The 23,214-nt window shown below is 38.7% G+C and carries 17 protein-coding genes, 1 tRNA gene and 3 pseudogenes; 8 read left to right on the top strand and 13 right to left on the bottom strand.

Annotated features, from left to right (window positions below; genetic code table 11):
* Positions 1 to 312 precede the first annotated feature (312 nt).
* A tRNA-Arg gene (locus AYT27_RS00670) sits at positions 313 to 389 on the top strand.
* A 626-nt stretch (positions 390 to 1,015) separates the two neighbouring features.
* Positions 1,016 to 2,154 (top strand): annotated as a pseudogene (locus AYT27_RS00665) (formate--tetrahydrofolate ligase); the annotation flags it as partial.
* Here the strand turns inward: AYT27_RS00665 and AYT27_RS00660 are convergent.
* Positions 2,041 to 2,453: pseudogene (locus tag AYT27_RS00660) on the bottom strand (formate--tetrahydrofolate ligase); the annotation flags it as partial. The pseudogenes AYT27_RS00665 and AYT27_RS00660 overlap by 114 nt on opposite strands.
* A gap of 3 nt (positions 2,454 to 2,456) precedes the next feature.
* On the opposite strand from AYT27_RS00660, the pseudogene AYT27_RS09050 reads away from it, so the two are divergent.
* The 3 genes and pseudogenes from AYT27_RS09050 to AYT27_RS00650 all read left to right on the top strand — a co-directional run.
* Positions 2,457 to 2,705: pseudogene (locus tag AYT27_RS09050) on the top strand (formate--tetrahydrofolate ligase); the annotation flags it as partial.
* Positions 2,706 to 2,916: 211 nt separating this feature from the next.
* Positions 2,917 to 3,150 carry a 30S ribosomal protein S21 gene (rpsU, locus tag AYT27_RS00655; RefSeq protein ID WP_011180089.1) on the top strand — a complete coding sequence of 78 codons (234 nt, stop codon included), beginning with the start codon at positions 2,917 to 2,919 and terminating at the stop codon, positions 3,148 to 3,150.
* 1,178 nt (positions 3,151 to 4,328) lie between these two features.
* Positions 4,329 to 4,889 (top strand): SH3 domain-containing protein, encoded by a 561-nt coding sequence (locus AYT27_RS00650; RefSeq protein ID WP_011180088.1) that lies wholly within the window; start codon positions 4,329 to 4,331, stop codon positions 4,887 to 4,889.
* Positions 4,890 to 4,944: 55 nt separating this feature from the next.
* Here the strand turns inward: AYT27_RS00650 and irrA are convergent, their stop codons facing one another.
* Complete coding sequence (gene irrA / locus AYT27_RS00645; RefSeq protein WP_011180087.1) at positions 4,945 to 5,448, bottom strand: iron response transcriptional regulator IrrA; 504 nt, start codon at positions 5,446 to 5,448, stop codon at positions 4,945 to 4,947.
* Positions 5,449 to 5,680: 232 nt separating this feature from the next.
* On the opposite strand from irrA, the gene fabA reads away from it, so the two are divergent.
* Genes fabA through fabI form a run of 3 tightly spaced genes read left to right on the top strand, consistent with a single transcriptional unit; the run spans position 5,681 to position 8,335 of the window.
* Entirely contained in the window at positions 5,681 to 6,190 is a 510-nt protein-coding gene (gene fabA / locus AYT27_RS00640; protein ID WP_011180086.1) for a 3-hydroxyacyl-[acyl-carrier-protein] dehydratase FabA, read from the top strand.
* A 57-nt stretch (positions 6,191 to 6,247) separates the two neighbouring features.
* Positions 6,248 to 7,468, top strand: coding sequence for a beta-ketoacyl-ACP synthase I (fabB, locus tag AYT27_RS00635; protein WP_011180085.1), 1,221 nt, complete (start codon positions 6,248 to 6,250; stop codon positions 7,466 to 7,468).
* Between the two features lie 48 nt (positions 7,469 to 7,516).
* Entirely contained in the window at positions 7,517 to 8,335 is an 819-nt protein-coding gene (gene fabI / locus AYT27_RS00630; protein ID WP_011180084.1) for an enoyl-ACP reductase FabI, read from the top strand.
* Between the two features lie 282 nt (positions 8,336 to 8,617).
* Here fabI and gpsA read toward each other — a convergent pair whose 3' ends face one another.
* The 11 genes from gpsA to acnA all read right to left on the bottom strand — a co-directional run bounded on the left by gpsA (position 8,618) and on the right by acnA (position 23,034).
* On the bottom strand, positions 8,618 to 9,640 hold the full coding sequence (gene gpsA / locus AYT27_RS00625; RefSeq protein WP_011180083.1) for an NAD(P)H-dependent glycerol-3-phosphate dehydrogenase: 1,023 nt from the start codon (positions 9,638 to 9,640) through the stop codon (positions 8,618 to 8,620).
* 438 nt (positions 9,641 to 10,078) lie between these two features.
* Positions 10,079 to 10,765: a cytochrome o ubiquinol oxidase subunit IV gene (gene cyoD, locus AYT27_RS00620; protein WP_011180082.1), complete on the bottom strand. Its 687-nt coding sequence runs from the start codon at positions 10,763 to 10,765 to the stop codon at positions 10,079 to 10,081.
* Entirely contained in the window at positions 10,765 to 11,430 is a 666-nt protein-coding gene (locus AYT27_RS00615; protein WP_011180081.1) for a cytochrome (ubi)quinol oxidase subunit III, read from the bottom strand. Before AYT27_RS00615 ends, cyoD begins: the two co-directional genes overlap by 1 nt.
* Positions 11,427 to 13,445, bottom strand: coding sequence for a cytochrome o ubiquinol oxidase subunit I (cyoB, locus tag AYT27_RS00610; protein WP_011180080.1), 2,019 nt, complete (start codon positions 13,443 to 13,445; stop codon positions 11,427 to 11,429). The genes AYT27_RS00615 and cyoB overlap by 4 nt, the downstream gene beginning before the upstream one ends.
* 74 nt (positions 13,446 to 13,519) lie before the next feature.
* Entirely contained in the window at positions 13,520 to 14,491 is a 972-nt protein-coding gene (gene cyoA / locus AYT27_RS00605; RefSeq protein ID WP_011180079.1) for a ubiquinol oxidase subunit II, read from the bottom strand.
* A gap of 123 nt (positions 14,492 to 14,614) precedes the next feature.
* The gene (aroQ, locus tag AYT27_RS00600; RefSeq protein WP_011180078.1) at positions 14,615 to 15,061 is read right to left on the bottom strand and encodes a type II 3-dehydroquinate dehydratase; all 447 of its coding nucleotides are present in this window, start codon (positions 15,059 to 15,061) and stop codon (positions 14,615 to 14,617) included.
* Positions 15,062 to 15,108: 47 nt separating this feature from the next.
* Positions 15,109 to 16,242: a DNA replication/repair protein RecF gene (gene recF, locus AYT27_RS00595; protein ID WP_011180077.1), complete on the bottom strand. Its 1,134-nt coding sequence runs from the start codon at positions 16,240 to 16,242 to the stop codon at positions 15,109 to 15,111.
* Between the two features lie 20 nt (positions 16,243 to 16,262).
* Positions 16,263 to 17,384 carry a DNA polymerase III subunit beta gene (dnaN, locus tag AYT27_RS00590; RefSeq protein ID WP_011180076.1) on the bottom strand — a complete coding sequence of 374 codons (1,122 nt, stop codon included), beginning with the start codon at positions 17,382 to 17,384 and terminating at the stop codon, positions 16,263 to 16,265.
* Positions 17,385 to 17,580: 196 nt separating this feature from the next.
* Positions 17,581 to 19,152 carry a chromosomal replication initiator protein DnaA gene (gene dnaA / locus AYT27_RS00585; RefSeq protein ID WP_011180075.1) on the bottom strand — a complete coding sequence of 524 codons (1,572 nt, stop codon included), beginning with the start codon at positions 19,150 to 19,152 and terminating at the stop codon, positions 17,581 to 17,583.
* Between the two features lie 704 nt (positions 19,153 to 19,856).
* Complete coding sequence (gene rpsT, locus AYT27_RS00580; RefSeq protein ID WP_011180074.1) at positions 19,857 to 20,123, bottom strand: 30S ribosomal protein S20; 267 nt, start codon at positions 20,121 to 20,123, stop codon at positions 19,857 to 19,859.
* Positions 20,124 to 20,346: 223 nt separating this feature from the next.
* Positions 20,347 to 23,034, bottom strand: a complete 2,688-nt coding sequence (acnA, locus tag AYT27_RS00575; RefSeq protein ID WP_011180073.1) for an aconitate hydratase AcnA — start codon at positions 23,032 to 23,034, stop codon at positions 20,347 to 20,349.
* Between the last annotated feature and the right edge of the window lie 180 nt (positions 23,035 to 23,214).

The following is a 23,214-nucleotide window of genomic DNA, read 5'->3' as shown; positions in this document are numbered from 1 at the left end:
TTATACAAAAACCGAATTGCAGGTAGCGCACCTTATCTCTCACCGTAAACACATATCTCATCTTTGTTTGAACTATCTTTCGTAGATTAAAACGTCAAGTTAACTATCGTTCATATTGATTTATCCCGTTAACACAATAAAAAATAACCATGCAAAAATACAACTAGAACTGCAAATAACACTTTAGCCTTTTTAAAAAGGTATCATCTACAAAGAGATAAAATTTTTATTTTCACCAAGTTTCACTTGCAATTCCTCAATGAAACGATTAGGAACCCTTTGTCCTTACATTAAGATAAAAAATTAAAATGTGCACCCGTAGCTCAGCTGGATAGAGCACCAGACTACGAATCTGGGGGTCAGGAGTTCGAATCTCTTCGGGTGCGCCATTCTTAAATTTCTTTTTTTCTTCAGTATGTTATTGAGATTAGTGAACAATAATCCCCTTATTGAACCACCTTTTACCCATGCGCTTAATGGTGTTATCACATAGCAGAACATCTGCTCTTTGATTGCGAATCAGGATTTCTTTGTGGATATTTTTTAAACGCTCTGGATGCCTGACGTGTTTTCACTCACCAAAAATGGAGATTTTTGAAAATCTTTTTATCTTTTAAAATTCAAAATCAAATATTCTGTCCTTTTTTGAAGACTCTGCAACATTTTAACCAAGTTCTTTTCCACAAAACTCTAAGATATAGAAAATCTGGATAGAATATACTCTTGGAAGAATGAAAAAGCGTTGCACAGCACTCTCATGAAAAGTTTAACACATCTGAAAAGAGATTTTTCTGAATCTCTTATTTCTTTTTAAAGCTTTTCAGAACGAAAAACGTAGCGATTCCTTTTTCTAAAAAACTATAAAATTTCTTCTTGTTCCATTTTAGCATTCCTTCTTATACAATATGTCATTGATCTTTATGATGTTTTTTGCCTCTATATGCTATGGTTTCTCTTGTCTGATTATAGTACACATTCTTAATGCCAACAAAAGCCACACTTAAAGAATTTTTTCATGCCTAAAACAGATATTGAAATTGCTCGCACTGCTCAAAAACAACACATAACTAAAATTGCGCAAAAAATTGATATTGCACATGAAAATCTCATTCCTTATGGACGTGATAAAGCTAAGATTTCTTCTGCACCTATAAAATCGCTTATATAAAATCGCTTAGTAAAAATCCCGATGGTAATATCCTCATTACGGCTATCAATCCAACACCTATCGGAGAAGAAAAAACAACAACCATTGGTCTTAATGATGCTCTCAATCTCATTGGAAAAAAAACCATAGCCTTCTTGAGAGAACCATCTTTAGATCCCTGTTTTTGTATAAAAGGTGGTACTGCTGAAGGTGGTTATACCTAATTCGTATTAATGGATGACCTTAATTTGCATTTTACCGGCGATTTTCACGCCATTACAGCTGCTCATAATCTTCTCGCGGCAATGATCAATAATCATATTTACTGGGGCAACACTCTATATTGATTCACGCCGCATTGTTTGGAAATGAGTCTTTGATATGAATGACCGTGCATTACGCAATATCGTTATTTCATTGGGCGGGAGTAACCAACGGATTTCGACGTCAAACAGGTTTTGATATTATTGTTGTATCAAAAATTATAGCCATCTTTTGTCTCGTTGAAAATCTAGAAAATCTTACGCAAAGACTTAAAAAAAGTTATTGTTGCGTATCGGTATGATAAAATGCTCTTAAAAGCTGCTGATCTCATTGCAGAAAGTGCAATGACAATTCTGCTCAAAAATGCTATGCAATCTAATCTCGTACAAACAATTGAAAATAACCCTGTCCTTATTCACGGAGAACCTTGCGCCAACATTGCTCATAGCTTTAATCCAGTTATTGCAACAAAAACTGCCTTAAAACTCACCGATTATGTTATTACAGAAGCAGAATTTGGAGCCAATCTTGGAATAGAGAAATTCTTCAACATTAAATGTCGACAAACAGGTCTTGTACCAGATGATACAGTGATTGTCGCAACAATTCGCTCATTAAAAATAAATGTCTTCTTTTTCCCAACATTCATGTTGTTTGAGAATAGGGACTGGAGTGATGGCTCCACATCCGCCATAGAAATTTTTTATAATACAATTAATTTTCTGAACGAGAGGAAGATCATCTTGATACAAAACTTTAAAATGGGCATCTTTTCTTCAATTAAGATAATAAACTCTTGTGCAAGTTCTATGACGCCTTTTCCGCCTTGTTTCCAATGTTTGCAAAAAACAGCCTTGTGTCCAGTTGTTGCAACTATTTTCTGTAGCATACTTATTTCAGTATCGCTATTGGTACCAAAATGATTGATAGCTACAACACAAGAGATATCGTAGTGCTGCATGTTTTTTTAATGTCGTAAAAAATTGGCTGCTCCCTTTTGTAAAGTGGTGACTTTCTCTTCTTTGAGATTGTTTTTATCAATCAAGGTTACGGTACATACCCTATTTTTATGGCAAAATACCCTATTCCTTTTCTTCTGATCCCACTCAATATGGTTGTTCCTGTTGATTTTGAAATTCCTGTACGTAAAGTTCGTCTTTTGGCAGGTCAGGGCTTTATGTCATCATCTGCTGAAATGTCATGACTATGTCTGGTTTATCGCATTACCCCATTGCTGAAAATAATGTATCTTGACTACAACGATCAGATACAAGGCTTTTACATAAGCTCGTAATTGTGAACTCAATCATCCATTATCAAAAGCACCTTAGAGTAAAAAGATGAGAATTTTAAAAAGCGCTATAGACAAATACCTTCTTTATGTGATATAGGCCTATACGTTGTGCGTAAGGTATACGTGTGATACGTTTCCTTTTAGATCTATTTTTAAAAGGAACTGGATTCTTTCCTATTATTTGTGACACTAAAATAAAGCAGGATAAATAGTGCAAGTACTCGTTCGTGATAATAATGTTGATCAAGCTCTACGTGCTCTGAAAAAAAAGATGCAGCGTGAAGGCATTTTCCGTGAAATGAAAATGCGTGGTTACTATGAAAAACCATCAGAGAAACGTGCTCGTGAGAAAGCTGAAGCTGTTCGTCGTACGCGTAAACTTGCCCGTAAGCGTGCACAAAGGGAAGGTCTCATTAGTAACGGCCGAGGTTCTCCCCTGAAATAATGTGCCTTTGTTGGTGTGTTATAAAACTCCTTTATTAGTGATAATAAAATAGCGAGAGAGCTTGTCTGTACTCTTGTTGTGAATTGGATTTTTTCCCACCTCGTTTGTATTGTCTAGGGACGTCTATTGTATCTGTTATCTGCGATAATGGGTGATTTTTTCCTATATGGTGTATTGGATGTGTTTGTCTTTTCGCCATTCTAAGTAATAAGAGTAATCTATCGTTTGAAATTATTTAAGGGCATCTATTGCTACAAACGGTATATAGTGCATTGTAAAGGGTTTTTTGTTGGCTATTAAACAATTTTTTCTTTGCTTGCCGCCTCTGTGATGATTTTCTTATCTGAAAACATCAAATATCTTTCAGCGTTCCTGATCATAAAAAACAAAAAAATACATTGTTCTCATAATATGCAATTGTATCCATAAAGGAGGTTAGCTACGCGATTTCTGTTCACCCCTTATTAAATGAAGCGATAGAATTCTATAATTTCGGGTGTTTCATAATGATCCAAAATTAATGCGTGCTCGTGCAACTCAATCTGTTTGCTTAGCGTACAGTATTACCAAATTAAATAAGATCATTTTAACCTACATGATCAAACTAAAAAGTCTGTAAAAAGCTTCGATGCTAAAGACTTTCATTTTTACATTGATGAATATTAGAAGTTAACTTTTATCTATATTGCCCCCCTTAATGTACGCATGCTTGTGCATTTAAACGATTCATTAATCATTTGTTATATCCATTATAAAATTGCTTTTCAAAGCACACGCTAATCTCTTTATTGACCTATTATTGAACAATCTTTTCGATTCATAATACAAGCATAGTCGTATTCCCGTTTCACAAATAAACCACGTAGAGAAACGCAAGACTTTACTCCCATCTTTCATACAAAACTGATATAGCGCTGCAAGGCACTTAACCTTTTCAATATTTGTCTCCAGCATACGATCCATGTGAACGGAATATTCATTTACGGAATGTATTCTATAAACAGAGTGACCGTTAAGAAATTCCAATTTTTTCTTATTTATCGTGTTATTCTCGTAAAAATTTTCTGTTTGTTTAGATCTCTTTAACTACCGATATGTCATAGCTTTTATTAGCTCTCAATCCTATCTTCCAGGTCTTAAATTGCCGATATAAAAACGAAGACATAAAGGTTTTAAGTGTGCAACATTCTCGTTGGTTTCGATTTTTACTGCTCGCATCATGTTTCTTAATGGCAGAAGTCTTTGTGTTCAGTTCACTTGATTTTTTACACGCACAAACACTGAATCAAAATCTAGGACCAAGTGGTTTACCACTCCCGCGATTTGCTTCAATTAAGCCCACCCGCGTTAATGTGCGTGTCGGACCAGGAAGCGATTATGCTATCATCTTTACCTACAAAAAGCAGGGTTTGCCTATTGAAATCATCCAAGAATACGATCAATGGCGCAAAATTCGTGATGCCGAAGGCGATGAAGGCTGGGTTTATCAATCGCTTTTATCAGGAAAGCGGACCGCTATAACTATTCCATGGCAAAAAGATAAGACAAAAAGGCTGATACTCCGCAAAAGCCCAGCAGACAACGCAGAAGTTGTAGCAGAAGTCGAACCTAATGTTATTGGTAATATTCGCCACTGCAACGGATACTGGTGCGAACTAAACATTAATAATATCCGTGGATGGGTTTATCAATCACAGTTATGGGGAATCTATCCTGATGAAAAAATTAACAGTTGGTGAATCTTTAAACAAACTCAGTTTAATTTTTATCTCTTTTTGAATTCTCCCCATCCTTTCATCCGATCAATTTTTTTGGTTTTAACCGAACTATTAAATCCACATGGGAAATTTCCATATCCTCTGGTGGTTGCGGCAAATTTCCAATAATAGGAGCTTCTTCCAAATTGCACGGAATATCAAGTATACGATTTTCGCCTTCTATATAAAAATGGTAGTGATCAGATGTATTGGTATCAAACCAAGTTTTAGAACCTTCTACGGCAATAATCCGTAACAACCCCGCTTCTGTAAATTGATGAAGCGTATTGTAAACAGTTGCTAAAGACACAGGAACTCCTAATCTAATTGCTTCTTCATAGAGCTCTTCAGCAGCAATGTGACGGTTGCCTTGCGAAAAAATCATATTAGCAAGCTCTAGCCGCTGGCGTGTTGGCCGTAAACCATTTTGACGCAAATGCTTTTCTAACATAGATATGGAATAACACCTTACAACTTTCCCACAATCTTTTGTAGACTGTTCTTCTTCATTAAAACCTAAATTATCTGTATTTACTAACATGTTACAAACCACAATGTACTTTTGTTCCAGTCAAATTAAAACATAAAAAAATGGGGACAGTATAGTATAATTTTTTATTCCATTTTAAATCACTACCCATACAGGATACATAAAAAAGGGCTGCTGTCATTAAAAATTAATATAAAATCATTTCCCTCTCCTTAAAATTTGCTCTAAAAGTAGGTCGGGGAAAAGCGCAGAAGAAAAATATACGTAAATAAATGGAGTAACAATGGCTGAACAAAAGTCTCGCTACACTTATGAAGAGCTTCTAAGCTGCGCTCGCGGCGAAATGTTTGGTAAGGGTAATGCACAATTACCAGCACCACCAATGTTGATGATCCATCGAATCACTGAAATCAATGAAACTGGCGGTGAATACAATAAAGGGATGCTTCGCGCCGAATTTGACATTACTCCAGACCTATGGTTCTTTAATTGTCACTTTATAGGCGATCCCGTCATGCCAGGGTGTCTTGGTCTGGATGGCATGTGGCAATTAACAGGTTTTTTTCTCGGTTGGTTAGGCGAACCAGGAAAAGGGAGGGCTATATCAACAGGCGAAGTGAAATTATCAGGTATGGTAACACCACAAACCCAACTTCTTGAATATGGAATAGATTTTAAGCGTATTCGACGTGGAAATTTGGTCTTGGGAATAGCCGATGGATGGGTGAAAGCAGATGGAGAAAGCATTTATAAAGCGAGTGATTTACGCGTTGCTCTCTTCAAAGAAGACTAAAAATTATTTCCATAAGAGGGTATATTTTATTATTCTGTATGAAACAAGGAGGTATGAATGCGTCGAGTTGTTGTAACCGGAATGGGAATTGTCTCCGCGATTGGGAATAACCCAGGAACCGTTTTAACCAGTTTATATGAAGCAAAATCCGGGATTTCTTACGCACCTCAGTATGCTAAATTAGGCTTCCGTAGTAGAGTTTACGGTAAACCTGATATTAATATAGAAGAACTTGTTGATAGACGTGCTCTGCGTTTTCATGGACGCGGAACGGCATGGAATCATATCGCCATGGATCAAGCAATTGCTGATGCGGGTTTAGAGCCCCATGAAGTATCCAATGAACACACAGGGATTATTATGGGCTCTGGAGGAGCTTCAACGCAGTCAATCGTTGAAGCTGCTGACATTACACGTCAAAAAAGTCCAAAGCGTGTTGGCCCCTTTGTCGTACCTAAAGCAATGAGTTCTACAGCATCCGCAACACTTGCAACTTTTTTTAAAATTAAAGGAGTGAACTATTCAATCTCTTCTGCTTGTGCTACCTCTAATCATTGTATTGGAAATGCCTATGAGATGATACAATATGGCAAACAGGATCGCATTTTTGCTGGTGGCTGCGAAGATCTGGATTGGACATTATCTGTTTTGTTTGATGCCATGGGTGCTATGTCCAGCAAATATAATGACGTACCAGAAAAAGCTTCTCGTGCTTATGATGCTCATCGGGATGGATTTGTTATTGCAGGTGGAGCTGGCGTTTTGGTTCTTGAAGAACTAGAATGCGCTAAAGCACGTGGTGCAAAAATCTATGGAGAAATTGTTGGTTATGGTGCGACATCTGATGGGCATGATATGGTTGCTCCATCAGGAGAAGGAGCAGAGCGGTGCATGCGCATGGCACTTGCAACCGTGAAAAATAAAATTGATTACATTAATCCTCATGCAACAGCAACGCCTGTTGGGGATCCTCCTGAAATAGAAGCAATTCGTCGTATCTTTGGAGCAGGTGATCAATGTCCACCAATTTCCGCCACAAAATCTCTGACTGGTCATTCCTTGGGAGCAGCAGGTGTTCAAGAAGCAATCTATACACTGTTAATGATGAATCATAATTTTATTTGCGAAAGTGCCCATATTGAAGAGCTTGATCCAGCTTTTGCCGATATGCCAATTGTTCGTGAACGCCGTGATCATCAACAACTTAATACTGTCTTGTCAAATACCTTTGGCTTTGGCGGTACCAATGCAACGCTCGTTTTCCAACGTTATGGATAAATAGGAACTCTTAGCTGATTAAAAAAGTACGGTCTTACGGAGAATAATATGAAAGGTTTGATGGAGGGCAAACGTGGCCTTATTATGGGGGTTGCAAATGACCATTCAATTGCTTGGGGCATTGCATGTCAACTTGCAAAAGCAGGAGCTGAATTAGCATTTACCTATCAAGGAGAGGCTTTTGGAAAACGTGTTCAACCATTAGCAGAAAAAATCGGCTGCAAATTAGTACTTGAGTGTGACGTTGAAAAAATTGAAAATGTTGACCGCGTCTTTAAACGTCTTGAAAAAGAATGGAAAACTATAGACTTTGTTGTTCATGCTATTGGTTTTTCAGACAAGACCCAACTAAAAGGACGTTATGTTGATGTGACAACACGTGAAAACTTTAAGCGTACAATGGTTATTTCAGCTTATTCCTTTACTGAAATTGCTCAGCGTGCGGGTAAACTTATGCCTAATGGAGGTACACTTTTAACACTCACTTATGGCGCTTCACAGCAAGTTGTCCCTAATTATAATATCATGGGTGTTGCTAAAGCTGCTTTAGAAGCTATGGTGCGCTATTTAGCGGCCGACTTTGGTCCTCAAAATATCCGTGTTAATGCAATTTCAGCCGGTCCTATTAGGACATTAGCTGGCAATGGCATTGCAGCTGCACGAGCAATTTTTTCGTATCAACGTCGAAATGCACCCCTACGCCGTAATGTAAACATTAATGAAATCGGAAAATCTGCTCTTTACCTGCTTTCTGATTTATCTTCAGGGGTTACTGGTGAAATTCATTATGTTGATTCAGGTTATAACATCATGTCTATGCCAACCCTTGAAGAATTAAAACAAAGTGAAGAAGCTCAAGAAGAGTAATTATTCCGTAATCCTTTTAAAATAGAAAATGATTACTTGTATACTGTTTTAGAATTATACTGGGCTCTTTCTCTTAGGTAAATGATACATATAGTGTGATATTTTTTTCAAATATATGACTTAAATAATGATAAAAATTTTCATGTTTAGATTATATGGCAAAACATGCTGGCTCTTATAAGCTTCCAGTTTGATAAAGCTTACCGTCTTATAAAATAATCAATGTAATCTCTTCTCAGTTTTTTTCATGTTATGGCCATATCCTTCATAGATTTAAATAATTTAAAAGCGTACTGTATCATACATCTCATCTTTGAGTTGACGGCTTAGTAATGCATTGGCCGCTTCGGATACACTTTTACCACAATAGAGCACGTGGTAAATTTGCTCTGTAATTGGCATTTCTACCCTGATACGTTGTGCTAGCATATGAACTTCTTTAGTATTTAAGTAACCTTCAACAATTTGATCAATCTGTTTTTTCGCTTCTTCTATATCCACTCCTTGACCAAGCAGCATTCCAAAACGGCGGTTGCGCGACTGATTATCAGTACATGTCAAAACCAGATCACCTAAACCTGTCATTCCCATAAATGTTGAAAGCTCAGCACCCATAGCAATGCCTAAGCGACTAATTTCAGCTAATCCTCGCGTGATGAGAGCTATTCGCGCATTTGCTCCAAATCCCATACCATCTGATATTCCTGCACCAATAGCAATGACATTTTTGACTGCTCCGCCTAATTGAACACCGATCATATCTGAATTTTTATAAACTCTAAAGCTTTTATCAAAATGAAAAAGTTGCTGTAGTTCTTCACTAAATTCAGTATCAGAAGCTGCTATCGTAATTGCTGTAGGCAAGCCAATAGCAAGCTCCTTAGCAAAAGTTGGTCCAGAAAAAACAGCTAAAGGGATTTTATCACCTAGAATTTCGCGAGCAACTTCTTGTAGGAGACGTCCAGTACCATGCTCCAAACCTTTCGTTGCCCAAATAATCCGTGAATGTTGATCCAAGTAAGGTCGAATATTGTACAATACCTGATGAAATACATGGCTTGGAACAGCGATTAATATATTGCGGCTTGCCTTTATTGCAGTTTCAAGCGAATCTTCAGGGCATAAATTATCAGGAAATTGAACATCGGGTAAAAATGCTTGGTTACAACGATATTCCTGTAATTCCCTGATATGCTGAGGATTATATCCCCATAGAAGAACATGATGGCCATTACGAGCAAGCACAATGGCTAATGCAGTACCATAAGAACCGGCACCAATAATTGTCATTGAAACCGCATGCATTAAATTTCCTAATGATTTCTCAAATCTTTGGTTTAATTGTATGTTATTTTTGCAAAAATCTTCAAATAAAAGACTTTCATATCAATTAACTCGCTCTGAAACATCCGTTCTTTATGACTTTACTTTAACATACTATAAACGACTTTTTAAATACTCTCATTCTCTCTGTACTGAATTGTGCAAACACTCCTGCTTGTATATTTATAAAATGATTGTTCTTTTGAAACCCAATAAGGCTTTATTAAATCATCTATAGATTTCTTTATTTAAAATAAAAATATACTCAAAATTGTGACGATAAAACCCAAAATGGCCACTCAACCGTTAGCTTCGCATAAGCATCTACACAGTACAAAAACTTTACAGATCTGATGATATAGTACGGGCATCTCTGCCCAGCAACCACCCAATCTTTACAATAATCTACCCGCTAGGCACTTATTCCATGGGCATTTCAGCGCCTGGTGCAAGCTCTACAGGTGTCTGTACAGCGGGCGCTTGCCCTAAAGGTATCTCAGAGCCTGGTACAGGCTCTATGGGTGTCTGCACAGCAGGCGCTTGTTCTAAAGGTATCTCAGAGCCTGGTATAGGCTCTATGGGTGTCTGCACAGTGGGCGCTTGCCCTAAAGGCATCTCAGAGCCTGGTACAGGCTCTACAGGTATCTGCACAGCGGGCGCTTTCTGTGCTGATATGTCTTTACCTGATAAATGCTTTTCTATTTCTTGTATATCTGATAATTGCTCCGACACCGAAGGATTCGTTCCTCCTGATATTTCCGGCTCAACAACACGTCCTGAACCACCCATCATATTATAATTCAAATGTGAAATAGCCCACCAAGTACCCCCAATAATAACAAAAACACAGATGGCCGCAAACCACAAAGCGCTTAAATTCCATTTTGCATCCGGACCAGAATTCAAATGCAAAAAGAAAATAATCTGCACTATAATCTGAATAATTGCCATCCCAATAAGGTACACAACTTTTGTGCTAATTGCCCAACTGTCCATCATTCCATACATCACAGGAATAAAAGAACCTAAAGTGAAAAATACAGCCAGAATAAAGCCAACTAAATAGGAACTAGTACTGGGATTATGTGTTTCGTTATGCATGCTCATTACAATGCTCCTAAAAGATAAACCATTGTGAAAACACCAACCCACACAATATCGAGTAAATGCCAGAAAATTGAAAGACATGCCAAACGTGTTTTATTATCCTGATCTAAGCCACAATGATGGATATGAAAAAACATCACTATCATCCAGAGAAGACCAGCACTTACATGAAGACCGTGCGTACCAACCAAAGCAAAAAATGCTGACCAATAAGCTGATAAAACTTCTTTTCCAAAAAGCTGTAAACCTGTTGCAGGATCAATACCAGCATAAGCACCAGGATCGTAATAGAATACCTCTTTCAAAAGTTCATGAAATTCGTAAATTTCCATTCCAATAAAGAACAATCCAAGCACAAAGGTAATAGTCATCCATAAACGCACACCACCGATATTACCTTTATGCGCTTGAATCATTACAAACCCATAAGTAATTGATGAAAGCAACAAGATGGCGGTTTCAACCAAAACAAAGTTTAAATCAATAAACTCATTGCCCGCTTTTCCTCCGCCATAAGAAGCAGAAAAAACAGCAAAACTTGAAAAAAGTGTCGAGAATAGGATCAAATCTGAAAGAATATAAACCCAAAAACCAAATGTCATTATCGAGCTACTGTCGTGATGATGCTCATCAACGTGAGCATTATCCATTGTCGTCGCACTCATACTGTTACTCCCTGCTCTTTCAGAACAGCTGTAAAAGCATCCTCAGTTTTTTGTACTTCTTCAGCTGAAATGTAGTAACCATGGTGATCACCCGTTAACGAATGACACACAATTGTTGCAATAAAACCAATAAACCCAATCACAACAAGCCACCAAATATGCCAAACAAGCGCAAAACCAAGGACTAATGAGAAGAACCCCGCAATAATTCCAGCTGAGGTATTTGATGGCATATGGATTTTTGAAAACCCATTTATCTGACGTTGATAACCATTCTTCTTCATATTCCAATAAGCATCGTCAGATTGCACCTTTGGAATCACTGCAAAATTATAAGAAGGAGGTGGTGAAGAGGTAAACCACTCAAGCGTACGTGCGTCACCCCAAGAATCATTTAATGTTACCGGTAAACGTCCCTTATGCTTAATACCATACCAGATTGCCAAAACAACTTGTAGCACAAAACAAAGGATACCAAGCAAGATAATAAAAGCGCCCAGTGCAGCAATCATAAACATCGGCTGCCAACTAGGTTCCATGTAATGTTGGAGACGACGCGTTGCACCCATTAAACCAAGTGCATAGACTGGAAAAAAAGCAAGATGAAAACCAATAAACCAACACCAAAAAGATGCAATACCTAGTGCCCGATTTGGTTTATAACCAAAAACTTTTGGAAACCAAAAAGCAAGCCCAGCTAAATAAGCAAAAACGACCCCCCCAATAATTGTATGATGGAAATGAGCTACCAAAAACAGCGAATTATGAAATTGCCAGTCAGCAGGTACAATAGACATCAAAACACCCGTTAATCCACCCCCAACGAATGTAAAGATCATTCCCATGCACCAAAGCATAGGAGGCTCAAAGCGAATTCGACCTTTATACATAGTCAACAACCAATTAAAGACTTTTACACCTGTTGGAACGGCAATGATCATCGTTGCGATACCAAAGAAAGTATTCACAGCTTCACCTCCACCCATTGTGAAGAAATGATGACCCCAAACAAGAAGCGAAAGAATTAAAATAACCAACATTGCCCATACCATTGACGTATGACCAAAAAGGCGTTTTGAAGAGAACGTTGACACAACTTCCGAAACAATCCCAAAAGCAGGAACAACTAAAACATAAACTTCAGGATGACCAAAAATCCAAACATAGTTAATCCATACCATGGGATTTCCACCACCAACATTGGTAAAAAAATTCATGCCCAAATAACGATCACACGCCAAGAGTGCGAATGCTACAGCTAAGACAGGATAAATAACTAAAATAAGGACATTGCTAACGAAAGCGCTCCAACAAAAAACGGGCATTCTCATCATCGTCATTCCAGGAGCACGCATTTTAATAATAGTTGCAACAAAATTGATTGCTCCCATCGTCGTTGCAATACCAGAAAGTTGAAGTGACCACAAATAATAGTCTACACCTGTATCTGGACTCCCTTGCAACTCTGAAAAAGGTGGATACATCAGCCAACCACCACGACCAAAATTACCAACACCTAATGATATATTAATCAATATTGCCCCGGCAGCAGTAATCCAAAAACCTAAATTATTTGCAAAGGGAAAAGCAACATCGCGGGCGCCAATTTGAAGTGGTATAAGATAATTGAAAAGACCAAATAAAATAGGCGTAGCCATGAAAAAAATCATAATAACGCCATGGGCCGAAAAAATCTGATCAAAATGCTCTGGTGGCAAATATCCCGCCGTTTCACTCCCAAGCGCAAAAGCCTGATGTGTTCGCATCATAATCGCATCAGCAAAACCACGAACAAGCATGATAATCCCAAGAATGATATACATAATACCGATACGTTTATGGTCGACTGTTGTGATCCAATTTCGCCACAAAACTCCCCACCATCCCAATATTGTCAAAGCAAGAACAACAATTAGACCACCTAAAACAATCGCAATACATGTGTACAAAACAATCGGTTCATGTGTAAGCGCATGAAAAGCACCTGCCGTAGGATCTGTAAGTCTTCCAAACATTTCTCAACCTATAAAAATGAAACCCCAGTTTTAAAAAACCTTCCTTTTAAAAAGACTTTTTCTCGATCGATACTCTAAATAACATCAGCATCAAAAACTGAACATAGTGCTCCCCACAGTGTCTGAGCCGCAGCACGCTTCATTAAGTCTTCATTACATACCGTATTTTCATCAACACATCGATTAACAACCCGGTAGTAAAGCCGCTTCTCGACAGGTGCAAAATAACGCACTTCAGCATCTTTTTCCTTTGCAGTACTATCTCCCATACGAGGTGCAATAGTAAGCTGCCGATAAGAGGCTCGATCAAGTATTTGACCATTAGCCCGAACTTTAGCAATCCACTTGTCAAAATCCTGCGAAGATACAGAATGCCATTTAAACCGCATACCTGCAAAACCATCGCCACTGTAATTTGCCGAACTTCCTTTGAATATTCCTTGCTCTTCCGCTACCAAATGCAATTTAGCATTCATCTGTGGCATAGCATAAAGAACCGTGCCAAGCTTTGGCACCCAAAAGGCATTAACAGAATTCTCTGATGTCAACTGCAACAAAACCTGACGACCTTTAGGTGCATAAATTTCATTGATCGATGCAACACCATATCCCGGATAAATAAAGAGCCATTTCCAATCAAGAGCTACAACGTCAACTTGTAAAGGCTTCTCTTCACCAACAACATCCACAGGAAGAGAATTCGTAGGCTCAAGCTTATAGGTGTAATAAGCTGTTAATAAACCTAAAATCGTTACAATAACAATTGGAATACCCCACATAAATGCTTCAATTTTATTGGAATGCCCCCAATCAGGTAAATAATCTGCCGCTGTATTCGAAGCACGATACTTGATAGCTAGAAATACTACGCTTACCATTACCGGAATGACAACGCAAAGCATAACAAGCACACAAACAGTAATCAAAATAAGCTGTTGGCGCGCAACGTATCCCGAAGGTTGAAGAACATCAATTTTACAACCAGAAATAAGTAGCAGACCACCTAAAACTGCAAGTATTTCTAATTGTCTAACAAAGTTTTTCATCTTCACCTACCCCCGTCATACACACTGGAAGTTGCAATAAAAACAGTGATAATATCTTACTTATTCGAAAAATAATTATCAAGTAAATTCAATGCCCATATTCCTCTTATCCAACATTGCTTTTTATTTATTACGATTAAATCGCTTAACAATATATTCAAGTGCAAGCCAATATCCATCACCCCCACAGCCAGCAATGACAGCATCCACAGCCGCAGACGTATAAGAATGGTGACGGAAAGCTTCACGGTGATAAATATGAGACAAATGAACCTCTACTTTTGTCCCCGTAAACATCTTTAATGCATCAAGAATTGCAACAGAAGTATGACTATAAGCAGCGGGGTTTATGATCAATCCTGCACTTACTCCAATCGCCTCCTGTATCCACTCTACCAATTGTCCCTCATAGTTGCTTTGATAAAAGTGTATTCTTACGCCAAGCCTTGTTGCACATTCCTTGCAAAATTGTTCAATATCTTTTAAAGTCTCCGTGCCATAAATTTCCGGTTCACGTTTACCGAGAAAATTTAAATTAGGACCATTTAAAATCGTTATAATCATAGACATAATCGCTTCTTCTTGATTATCACCTTAAAAAAACTTTCAGCATGTTTTTACTGTAACAAAGTTCCATCCTTAATCGCAAAAAATTCTGCTCTCCCTTTCAAGGCGTTAAATAAAATGGGATCTGTTCCTGTCATAAATGTTTGCCCCCCTAAATCATCAAGAATATCAAATAAAGCAGCACGCCGATGAGAATCAAGATGCGCAACTATTTCATCAAGAAGGAGAATAGGTGTCCTCTCTGACATCAGACCTGTTAAACGCGCATGACATAAAACCAAACCTGTCAGCAAAGCTTTCTGTTCACCTGTCGAACAAGACGCTGCTGCCATATTTTTATCAGCATAAAAAACCTGCAAATCTGTGCGATGTGGTCCTTCTAATGTCCGCCCAGCAGCACGATCTATCGCACGATTATGCTGTAACCGATCACAAAATTGTTCTTCAACCTCAACCGCTGATATTTTACTCAGAGCTGCTTCTAAAAAACCATCAATTTGCAAAAAAGCCCGTGGAAAAGGCAGCTGAGATGGCGTTCGTGCAAGCATGTCATTTAAAAGCCGAATAACATCGATACGTGCCGCAGAAATAGCCGTCGCCAATTCTGCCATCTGTTTTTCTAAAGCATCAAACCAAGCACAATCTTCATTTCCATCCAAAAACAAACGATTGCGTGCACGCATAACTCTATCATAATCTGCTATGCGGCGACTATGCAAAGGATCAATTGCCAAAACCATACGATCCAAAAAACGACGACGCTCTAGTGAAGAACCTGTGAAAAGCCCATCCATAGAAGGAGTTAAAATACTCATATGACAATAATCTGTTAAGCAATCACCTGTCTCATTCACACCATTAATATGTACTTTTCGACTGTTATCACTCATTTCTAAAGCTGTACCAATATTCACTTCACCATAAAGAGCACATTCAAGACGCGCAAATACAACAAACCCTTCACCTCCACCATTTGCAAAGCTAACATCAGAATAAGCAGCACGCCGTAAACCACGACCAGGAGAAAGAAAAGATAACGCTTCTAAAAGATTCGTCTTACCAGAACCATTATGGCCAGTAAAAACCACATGCTGACCTGAAAAACGAATATTAAAGGAAAAATAATTGCGATAACGCAAAAGCTTTAGCTGCCTCACTGCCACTTTGTGCACATGACCAGCCATGCATTGCAAAACAATAGCCCCTAAACACGAATAGGCATCAGCACATAAAGCGCATCTGCAACACCATTATTTCTAATCAGAGCTGGAGCTCCAGCTTCTGCCAGCATAAAAACCATCTCATCACTCGAAAGTTGTCCAGCAATATCCAAAAGATAACGCGAATTAAACCCTATCTCAAGTGGATCAGATGTGTAAGTCACCGCTAATTGATCTTCTGCGCTTCCCGAATCAGGATTATGAACAATAAGCTTTAATTGCCCTTGCTCAATTGTTAACTTCACTGCACGCCCGCGATCACTTGAAATCGTAGAAACACGATCAACTGCAGAAGAAAAATCCTGTCTGTTGACAATTAATTTTTTATCATTTCCAAGCGGGATAACACGTTGATACTCTGGGAATGTTCCATCAATCAACTTGGAGGTAAAAACCACAGAACCTATAGAAAAACGAATTTTTGTTTCTGAAAGTTCTACACAAACATCCTCATCAACTTCTTCAGAAAGAAGCTTTTGCAACTCTCCTACAGTTTTACGAGGAACAATGACACCAGGCATACCTTCAACCCCTGAAGGAGCTTCCATATCAACTTGCGCTAAACGATGACCATCTGTTGCCACTAAACGCAGCTTGAGAACACCATCATCAATAACATGAAAATAAATCCCATTAAGGTAATAACGGGTCTCTTCAGTAGAAATAGCAAATTGCGTACAATCAAGCAAATGCTTCAAGCCTGACGTCGATAAAGAAAAACGGTAACCGAACTGTCCTGGAAGAGATTCTGGAAAATCTACTTTGGGAAGGCACTGAAGCTGAAAATTAGCACAACCAGAAACAACAGACATCGTACTCGCCTGATTCATATCAACTGATAATACAATTTCACTGCCATCAGGAAGCTTGCGAACTATGTCATACAACAAATGGGCTGGAACAGTTATTGCTCCCTCTTGCTTTATATTGGCCACAAAAGATTCTGTAACCTCTAAATCAAGGTCTGTCGCTTTTAATTGCACACCGTTCTTGTCCGCATCAATTAACACATTCGATAAAATGGGAACAGTATTACGACGCTCAACCACACGGTGAACACGACCAAGAGACTTGAGAAGCTGATTACGATCAACTGTAATACGCATAAAAATCCCCATTATAATTCATACAGAATTATAGAAATTCTCAAATTAAAAATAACAGACCCACTTGAAAGAATCATTTATTGGACTTTATTCAACCTCTCTTAAAATGGCAAGTGACTCTTGTATAAGCAAAAATAGCCCCCTCTTATTAATCCCTCTGCAATACTTTCGATAAACAGAGGGAAAGTTATAAACGCTATGCAGCCTGCTCTCCAATTAACCGTTTAAGCAATTCAAGTTCTTTGGCTAATGTCTGATCATCACAAACCAAATCTTCAATTTTACGGACAGCATGTAAAACTGTCGTATGATCACGTCCTCCAAAACGACGCCCAATTTCTGGCAACGAACGAGGCGTTAACATTTTTGCCAAATACATCGCAACTTGTCGCGGCTTTACGACTGTACGCGTCCGACGATTAGATAATAAATCTTGCTTAGAAACATTATAATGGCGAGCAACCGCGCGCTGAATTTCTTCAATTCGAATACGCTTAGATTCACCTGAACGTGTCAAATGACCCAAAAATTCATCAATCCTTTCCAAAGACAAATCAGATTCGAAAGACTGACGAAACAACAACTGATTAAAGGCTCCTTCAATATCACGCCCTGAACCCAAAATCGTTTTAGCAATATACTGCAAAACCTCATCTGAAATTACAATCATGTTGTCATCTTGTTGCGCCACCTTTAACCGTTGGCGCAACATTTCCAAACGCATTTCATAATCTGGTGCTTCAATTTCAAGAGCAACACCCCCTTGAAGTCGAGACCGAACCCGAAGATCTAGGGATTCCAACTCTGATGGTGGACGATCTGCAGCAACAACAACTTGTTTTGCACTATCAAGCAGCATGTTGAGCAAATGACAAAATTCGTTCTGTATCGACTTTCCTTGCAAAAATTGCATATCATCAATAATCAAAAGATCAATATCACGAAGCTGTTCTTTAAAAGAAAGAGCATCATTATCACGAATAGCGGTCGCAAAACGCCACATAAAATATTCAGCGGTCAAATAAATAACTCGTGCAGGCTTTAAACGCTTCAATGCAGCAGCCGCAATGGCCTGAAGCAAATGTGTTTTTCCTAAACCAACAGACGCATGAATAAAAAGAGGATTAAAGCGCAAAGCACTTTTATGCCCCTCTGCAATGGAACGCGCTGCAGCTAATGCAACACGGTTAGAAGATCCCTCAACAAAACTTTCAAAAGTATAGCGAGAATCAAGAGGGGAACCAAAAATCCCTGCTTCAACACCTCTTACTGAATGTTCTGTATAATTCTCAAGAAAAGACGAAGCTGTCTTCTCTTCAAGAACAACAGGAGCTGCATTCTTACCACAAACGACAGCTTTTGAAACGCGCTTCATACCTCGAACAATCACTTCAACACGAAGAATCGCTGAATTCTCCTGTTTCCATAAATTGGTTAAAAGAGAACCATAGTGATTATTAATCCAAGAACGCAAAAATGCTGTAGGAACAGAGAGCTTTACAAGATTACGGCTATATTCTGCAAGCTTTAAACGACCAAACCAACTGGTATAAGCCTCGATACCAACCTGCGCCTTTAATTGTGCCATAACACGTGCAAAAGCCGCTGCACCCTCCTCTTCTGAAATAACCGGATGCTCTAAAGAAGCATTTCCAACAACTTTACTATCTACATCCGTCATATTAGCCTTTATTATTCTCTCTGCCGACAGGATATCCACCGAAACCCTTTTAAAGGAGCTAGCTTTAGAGTTCAATTTATCCACCATCTTTCATCCCGATAAAAACAAAAACTTTGTCTCGCCAAACAGCTAAAATCAACTTAGCAAAGGCAAAACGCCCTACCCCAAATAAGATTATCATCCCGCCCCCTAGGATAATCTCATCACAACCCCACTAATAAAGATGACCAATAAGACTTACTTGCATTCATGATATGATCCATTCTTCTAAAATGAAAAACACACCAGTCAAGAAAACTAAAAAAACCGTCAGACAACCTATCTAATACGAGAGCCCACAACAGCCTAAATCAAAGTCTTACATTCAACATAACACGAGATAATGCGGCTGATATGACCCCTGTTTGTTTTTTATCTCGAAAAGAACCATACAAAACACCAGAGGTAAAATGCAAGAGGTCAAAATAAAATCAAAAACTCCTACAAACCGTTATAAACCTGCTGATAATAAACAAAGAATGAGAAAAATAATTGATTCAATTCACTTTTTTTTCTCTAAATTTACCAATAATAAAGAATCTCTTCAGATTAAAAAAAAAAAATAAAAAAGCTTGACAAAAAAGACTCTGTAAAAATCCACACAGCTTGTGGATAACCATATAATTTCTACAAATCTTCTCTAGCTTTCTATGGAGAATCATCAAATATCTCTTCTCTTAATAAAGAGTAGTAATAAAAAAACCAGCATCCATAGAGAATGCTGGTATGATTTTCGAAAAAATAAAAAAAGCTTAAACGCTCAGTGCCTTCAAACGTTTTGCTAAACGCGATACTTTTCGTGCTGCAGCATTTTTATGAAAGACCCCTTTGGAAACTGCACGCATAATCTCAGGTTCAAAATTCTTAAATGCCACTTCCGCAGAGGCTCTATCGCCACCAGCCAAAGCATCATCAAACTTACGCATGAAGGTACGAACACGTGAACGGCGAGCTCGATTAACCTGCGTACGCGCAGCAACCTTTCGCACCGCTTTTTGAGCCGAAGGTGTATTCGCCATAAATACCTCTCTCTTACTCATCGGTAGGAATGCACAACGGATATCTCTACCAACATAAACACATCTAAATTAAATTATAAAGTTGCCGATAACTGGCCAGTTTATAACGCAATTCTACAGCCAACGTCAATCGAATTCTCAAAAATGGACACAAAAAATGAAAACAAACTCCTTGACGCCCAACTAAAGATTTTGAAGACACTCCTAAACAAACAAATGCGATTTAAACTGCCAGATTACGCAAAACATATTGCAAAATACCACCGTGATGCAGATAGTCCAATTCATCTTCAGTATCGACACGGCATAATAATGGAACAGTTTTTACCGTTCCATCAGAAAAAGTAATTGTGGCGACAATCTTTTGACGAGGTTTTAAATTATGAATCCCTTCAATCGTTACCTTTTCATCTCCTTTTAAGCCCAAAGACTGCCAGCTTTCACCCTCTTCAAACACAAAGGGAACAATTCCCATACCAACAAGATTAGAACGATGAATCCGCTCAAAAGACTGAGCAATAACTGCTTTTACACCAAGAAGATTGGTGCCCTTAGCCGCCCAATCACGAGATGATCCATTACCATATTCAATACCAGCAAAAACAACAAGCGGAATACCTTCCCGTTTATATGCCATTGCTGCATCGTAAATCGCTTGTTCTGTCCCTGATGGATAATGAACTGTATAGCCTCCTTCACGACCATTTTCTCCTAGCATGAAGTTACGAATACGAATATTTGCAAAGGTTCCACGCATCATAACTTCATGGTTCCCACGACGCGTTCCATATTGGTTAAAATCAGCTACTTTAACACCATGATTAGTCAAATATTTTCCAGCAGGAGAATCAACCTTAATGGAACCAGCAGGAGAAATATGATCCGTTGTGATTTTATCACCAAACAAACCTAAGATTCGTGCGTTTTTAATGTCTGACAAGGCATCAGGAACTTTCCGCATATTATCGAAATAAGGTGGATTACGCACATATGTTGATTGCTCATCCCAGGAATAGGTAGCCTCCGTAGGAACTCGAACTTTTTGCCAATTTTCATCTCCCTTAAAAACATCTGCGTATTTTTCAGTAAAAATCTTACGTGTGACATTCTTTTCGATAAACTCCTGTATTTCTTTAGAAGTTGGCCAAATATCTCTTAAATAAACTGGCTGACCGTCTGAACCTTCGCCAAGAGGCTCCTTGGTTAAATCTTTACGTACTGTTCCAGCCAGAGCATGTGCAACAACCAAAGGTGGTGAAGCTAAATAATTCGCCTGCACATCAGGTGAAACACGGCCTTCAAAATTACGATTTCCTGAAAGAACCGCAGCTGCGATGAGACCATTATCATTAATCGCTTTAGAAATAGATGGGTATAAAGGACCAGAATTCCCAATACATGTCGTGCAACCAAACCCTACTAAGTTAAATCCTAGTACATCCAAATCTTTTTGCAGACCTGAATTGTGAAGATAGGCTGCCACAACTTGCGAACCAGGCGCAAGAGAAGTCTTAACCCATGGTTTACTCTTGAGACCTTTCGCCACAGCATTACGCGCCAAAAGACCTGCTGCAATAAGAACACTCGGATTTGATGTATTTGTACAGGAAGTAATTGCAGCAATGACCACATCGCCATGTCGAAGCGTGTATTTCTCTCCCTCAACACGATAACGGTCATCTTGACCAAAAGCCTTCTTATAATCCTCAACCAATGCTTTTTCAAAACCCTGCCCAACAGTTTCCAACGCAATACGTCCCTCAGGACGTTTAGGACCAGCCATAGAAGGCACAACGCTTCCCATATCTAATTCAATTGTATCACTAAAAACCGGATCGGTTCCCATTTCGTCATGCCACATCCCTTGTGCTTTGGCATAAGCTTCCACTAACGCGATCCGATTTTCATTGCGTCCTGTCATATTAAGATAACGCACTGTTTCCCTATCAATTGGGAAAAAACCACATGTTGCCCCATATTCAGGTGCCATATTTGCAATTGTCGCCCGATCAGCAAGCGTCATGTGCTCCAGACCAGGACCAAAAAACTCAACAAATTTACCGACAACACCCTTTTTACGTAAAATTTGTGTCACCATCAAAACTAGATCAGTAGCCGTTACACCTTCTTTAAGTTTACCGGTTAAATGGAAACCAATCACTTCAGGCAACAACATAGAAACGGGCTGACCTAACATTGCCGCTTCTGCTTCAATACCACCGACCCCCCAACCCAAAACACCCAAACCATTCACCATAGTTGTATGAGAATCAGTTCCTACACAGGTATCAGGATAAACCGTCTGATATTTTTCATCACCCTTCATCCACACGCACTGTGCTAAATATTCTAGGTTAACTTGATGACAAATCCCTGTTCCTGGAGGAACAACGCGAAAATTTTGAAAAGCTTGCTGCCCCCACTTAAGGAAACGATAGCGTTCACTATTACGTTCATACTCATGCTCAACATTTTCTTTAAATGCCATAGGATTACCAAAAGCATCAACGATAATTGAGTGATCAATGATAAGATCAACAGGAATGAGAGGATTGATTTTTTCAGCATTTCCTCCAAGTTTGACCATAGCGTCGCGCATCGCAGACAAGTCAACAACTGCAGGAACACCAGTAAAATCTTGCATAAGAACACGCGCAGGACGATAAGCAATTTCTGCACCAGCACTACCCTTGTCTTTTAGCCATTTTGCAACGTTTAAAATATCCTCTTTATTAACTGTGCGGCCATCTTCAAACCGTAATAAATTTTCAAGAATAACTTTCATCGAAAACGGCAAATGAGAAATGCCTTTAAGTCCATTTTTCTCTGCTTCAATCAAACTATAATAAGTATATTCTTTACCACTCACATCTAAAGTTCTGCGACAATTAAAGCTATCAATTTGAGTCATGACTGCTCACCCTCATACTACAAAACACCTAATTTCCTGGAATGAACAACACAAACTACGAGTTAAGGTCGAAGCTTGAGCGCAGACGCAATTACCTCCGCTATCCATTTCTCCCCCTTCACCTTCCCATCGGCAAACTCGGAAATCAGCGTCAAAAACCATTCTACACCAGATATTGAT

Origin of the sequence: Bartonella henselae str. Houston-1, from assembly GCF_000046705.1 — a bacterium.
In the GTDB taxonomy this organism is placed as follows: Bacteria; Pseudomonadota; Alphaproteobacteria; order Rhizobiales; family Rhizobiaceae; genus Bartonella; species Bartonella henselae.
This window is presented reverse-complemented; position numbering and strand designations above follow the sequence as displayed.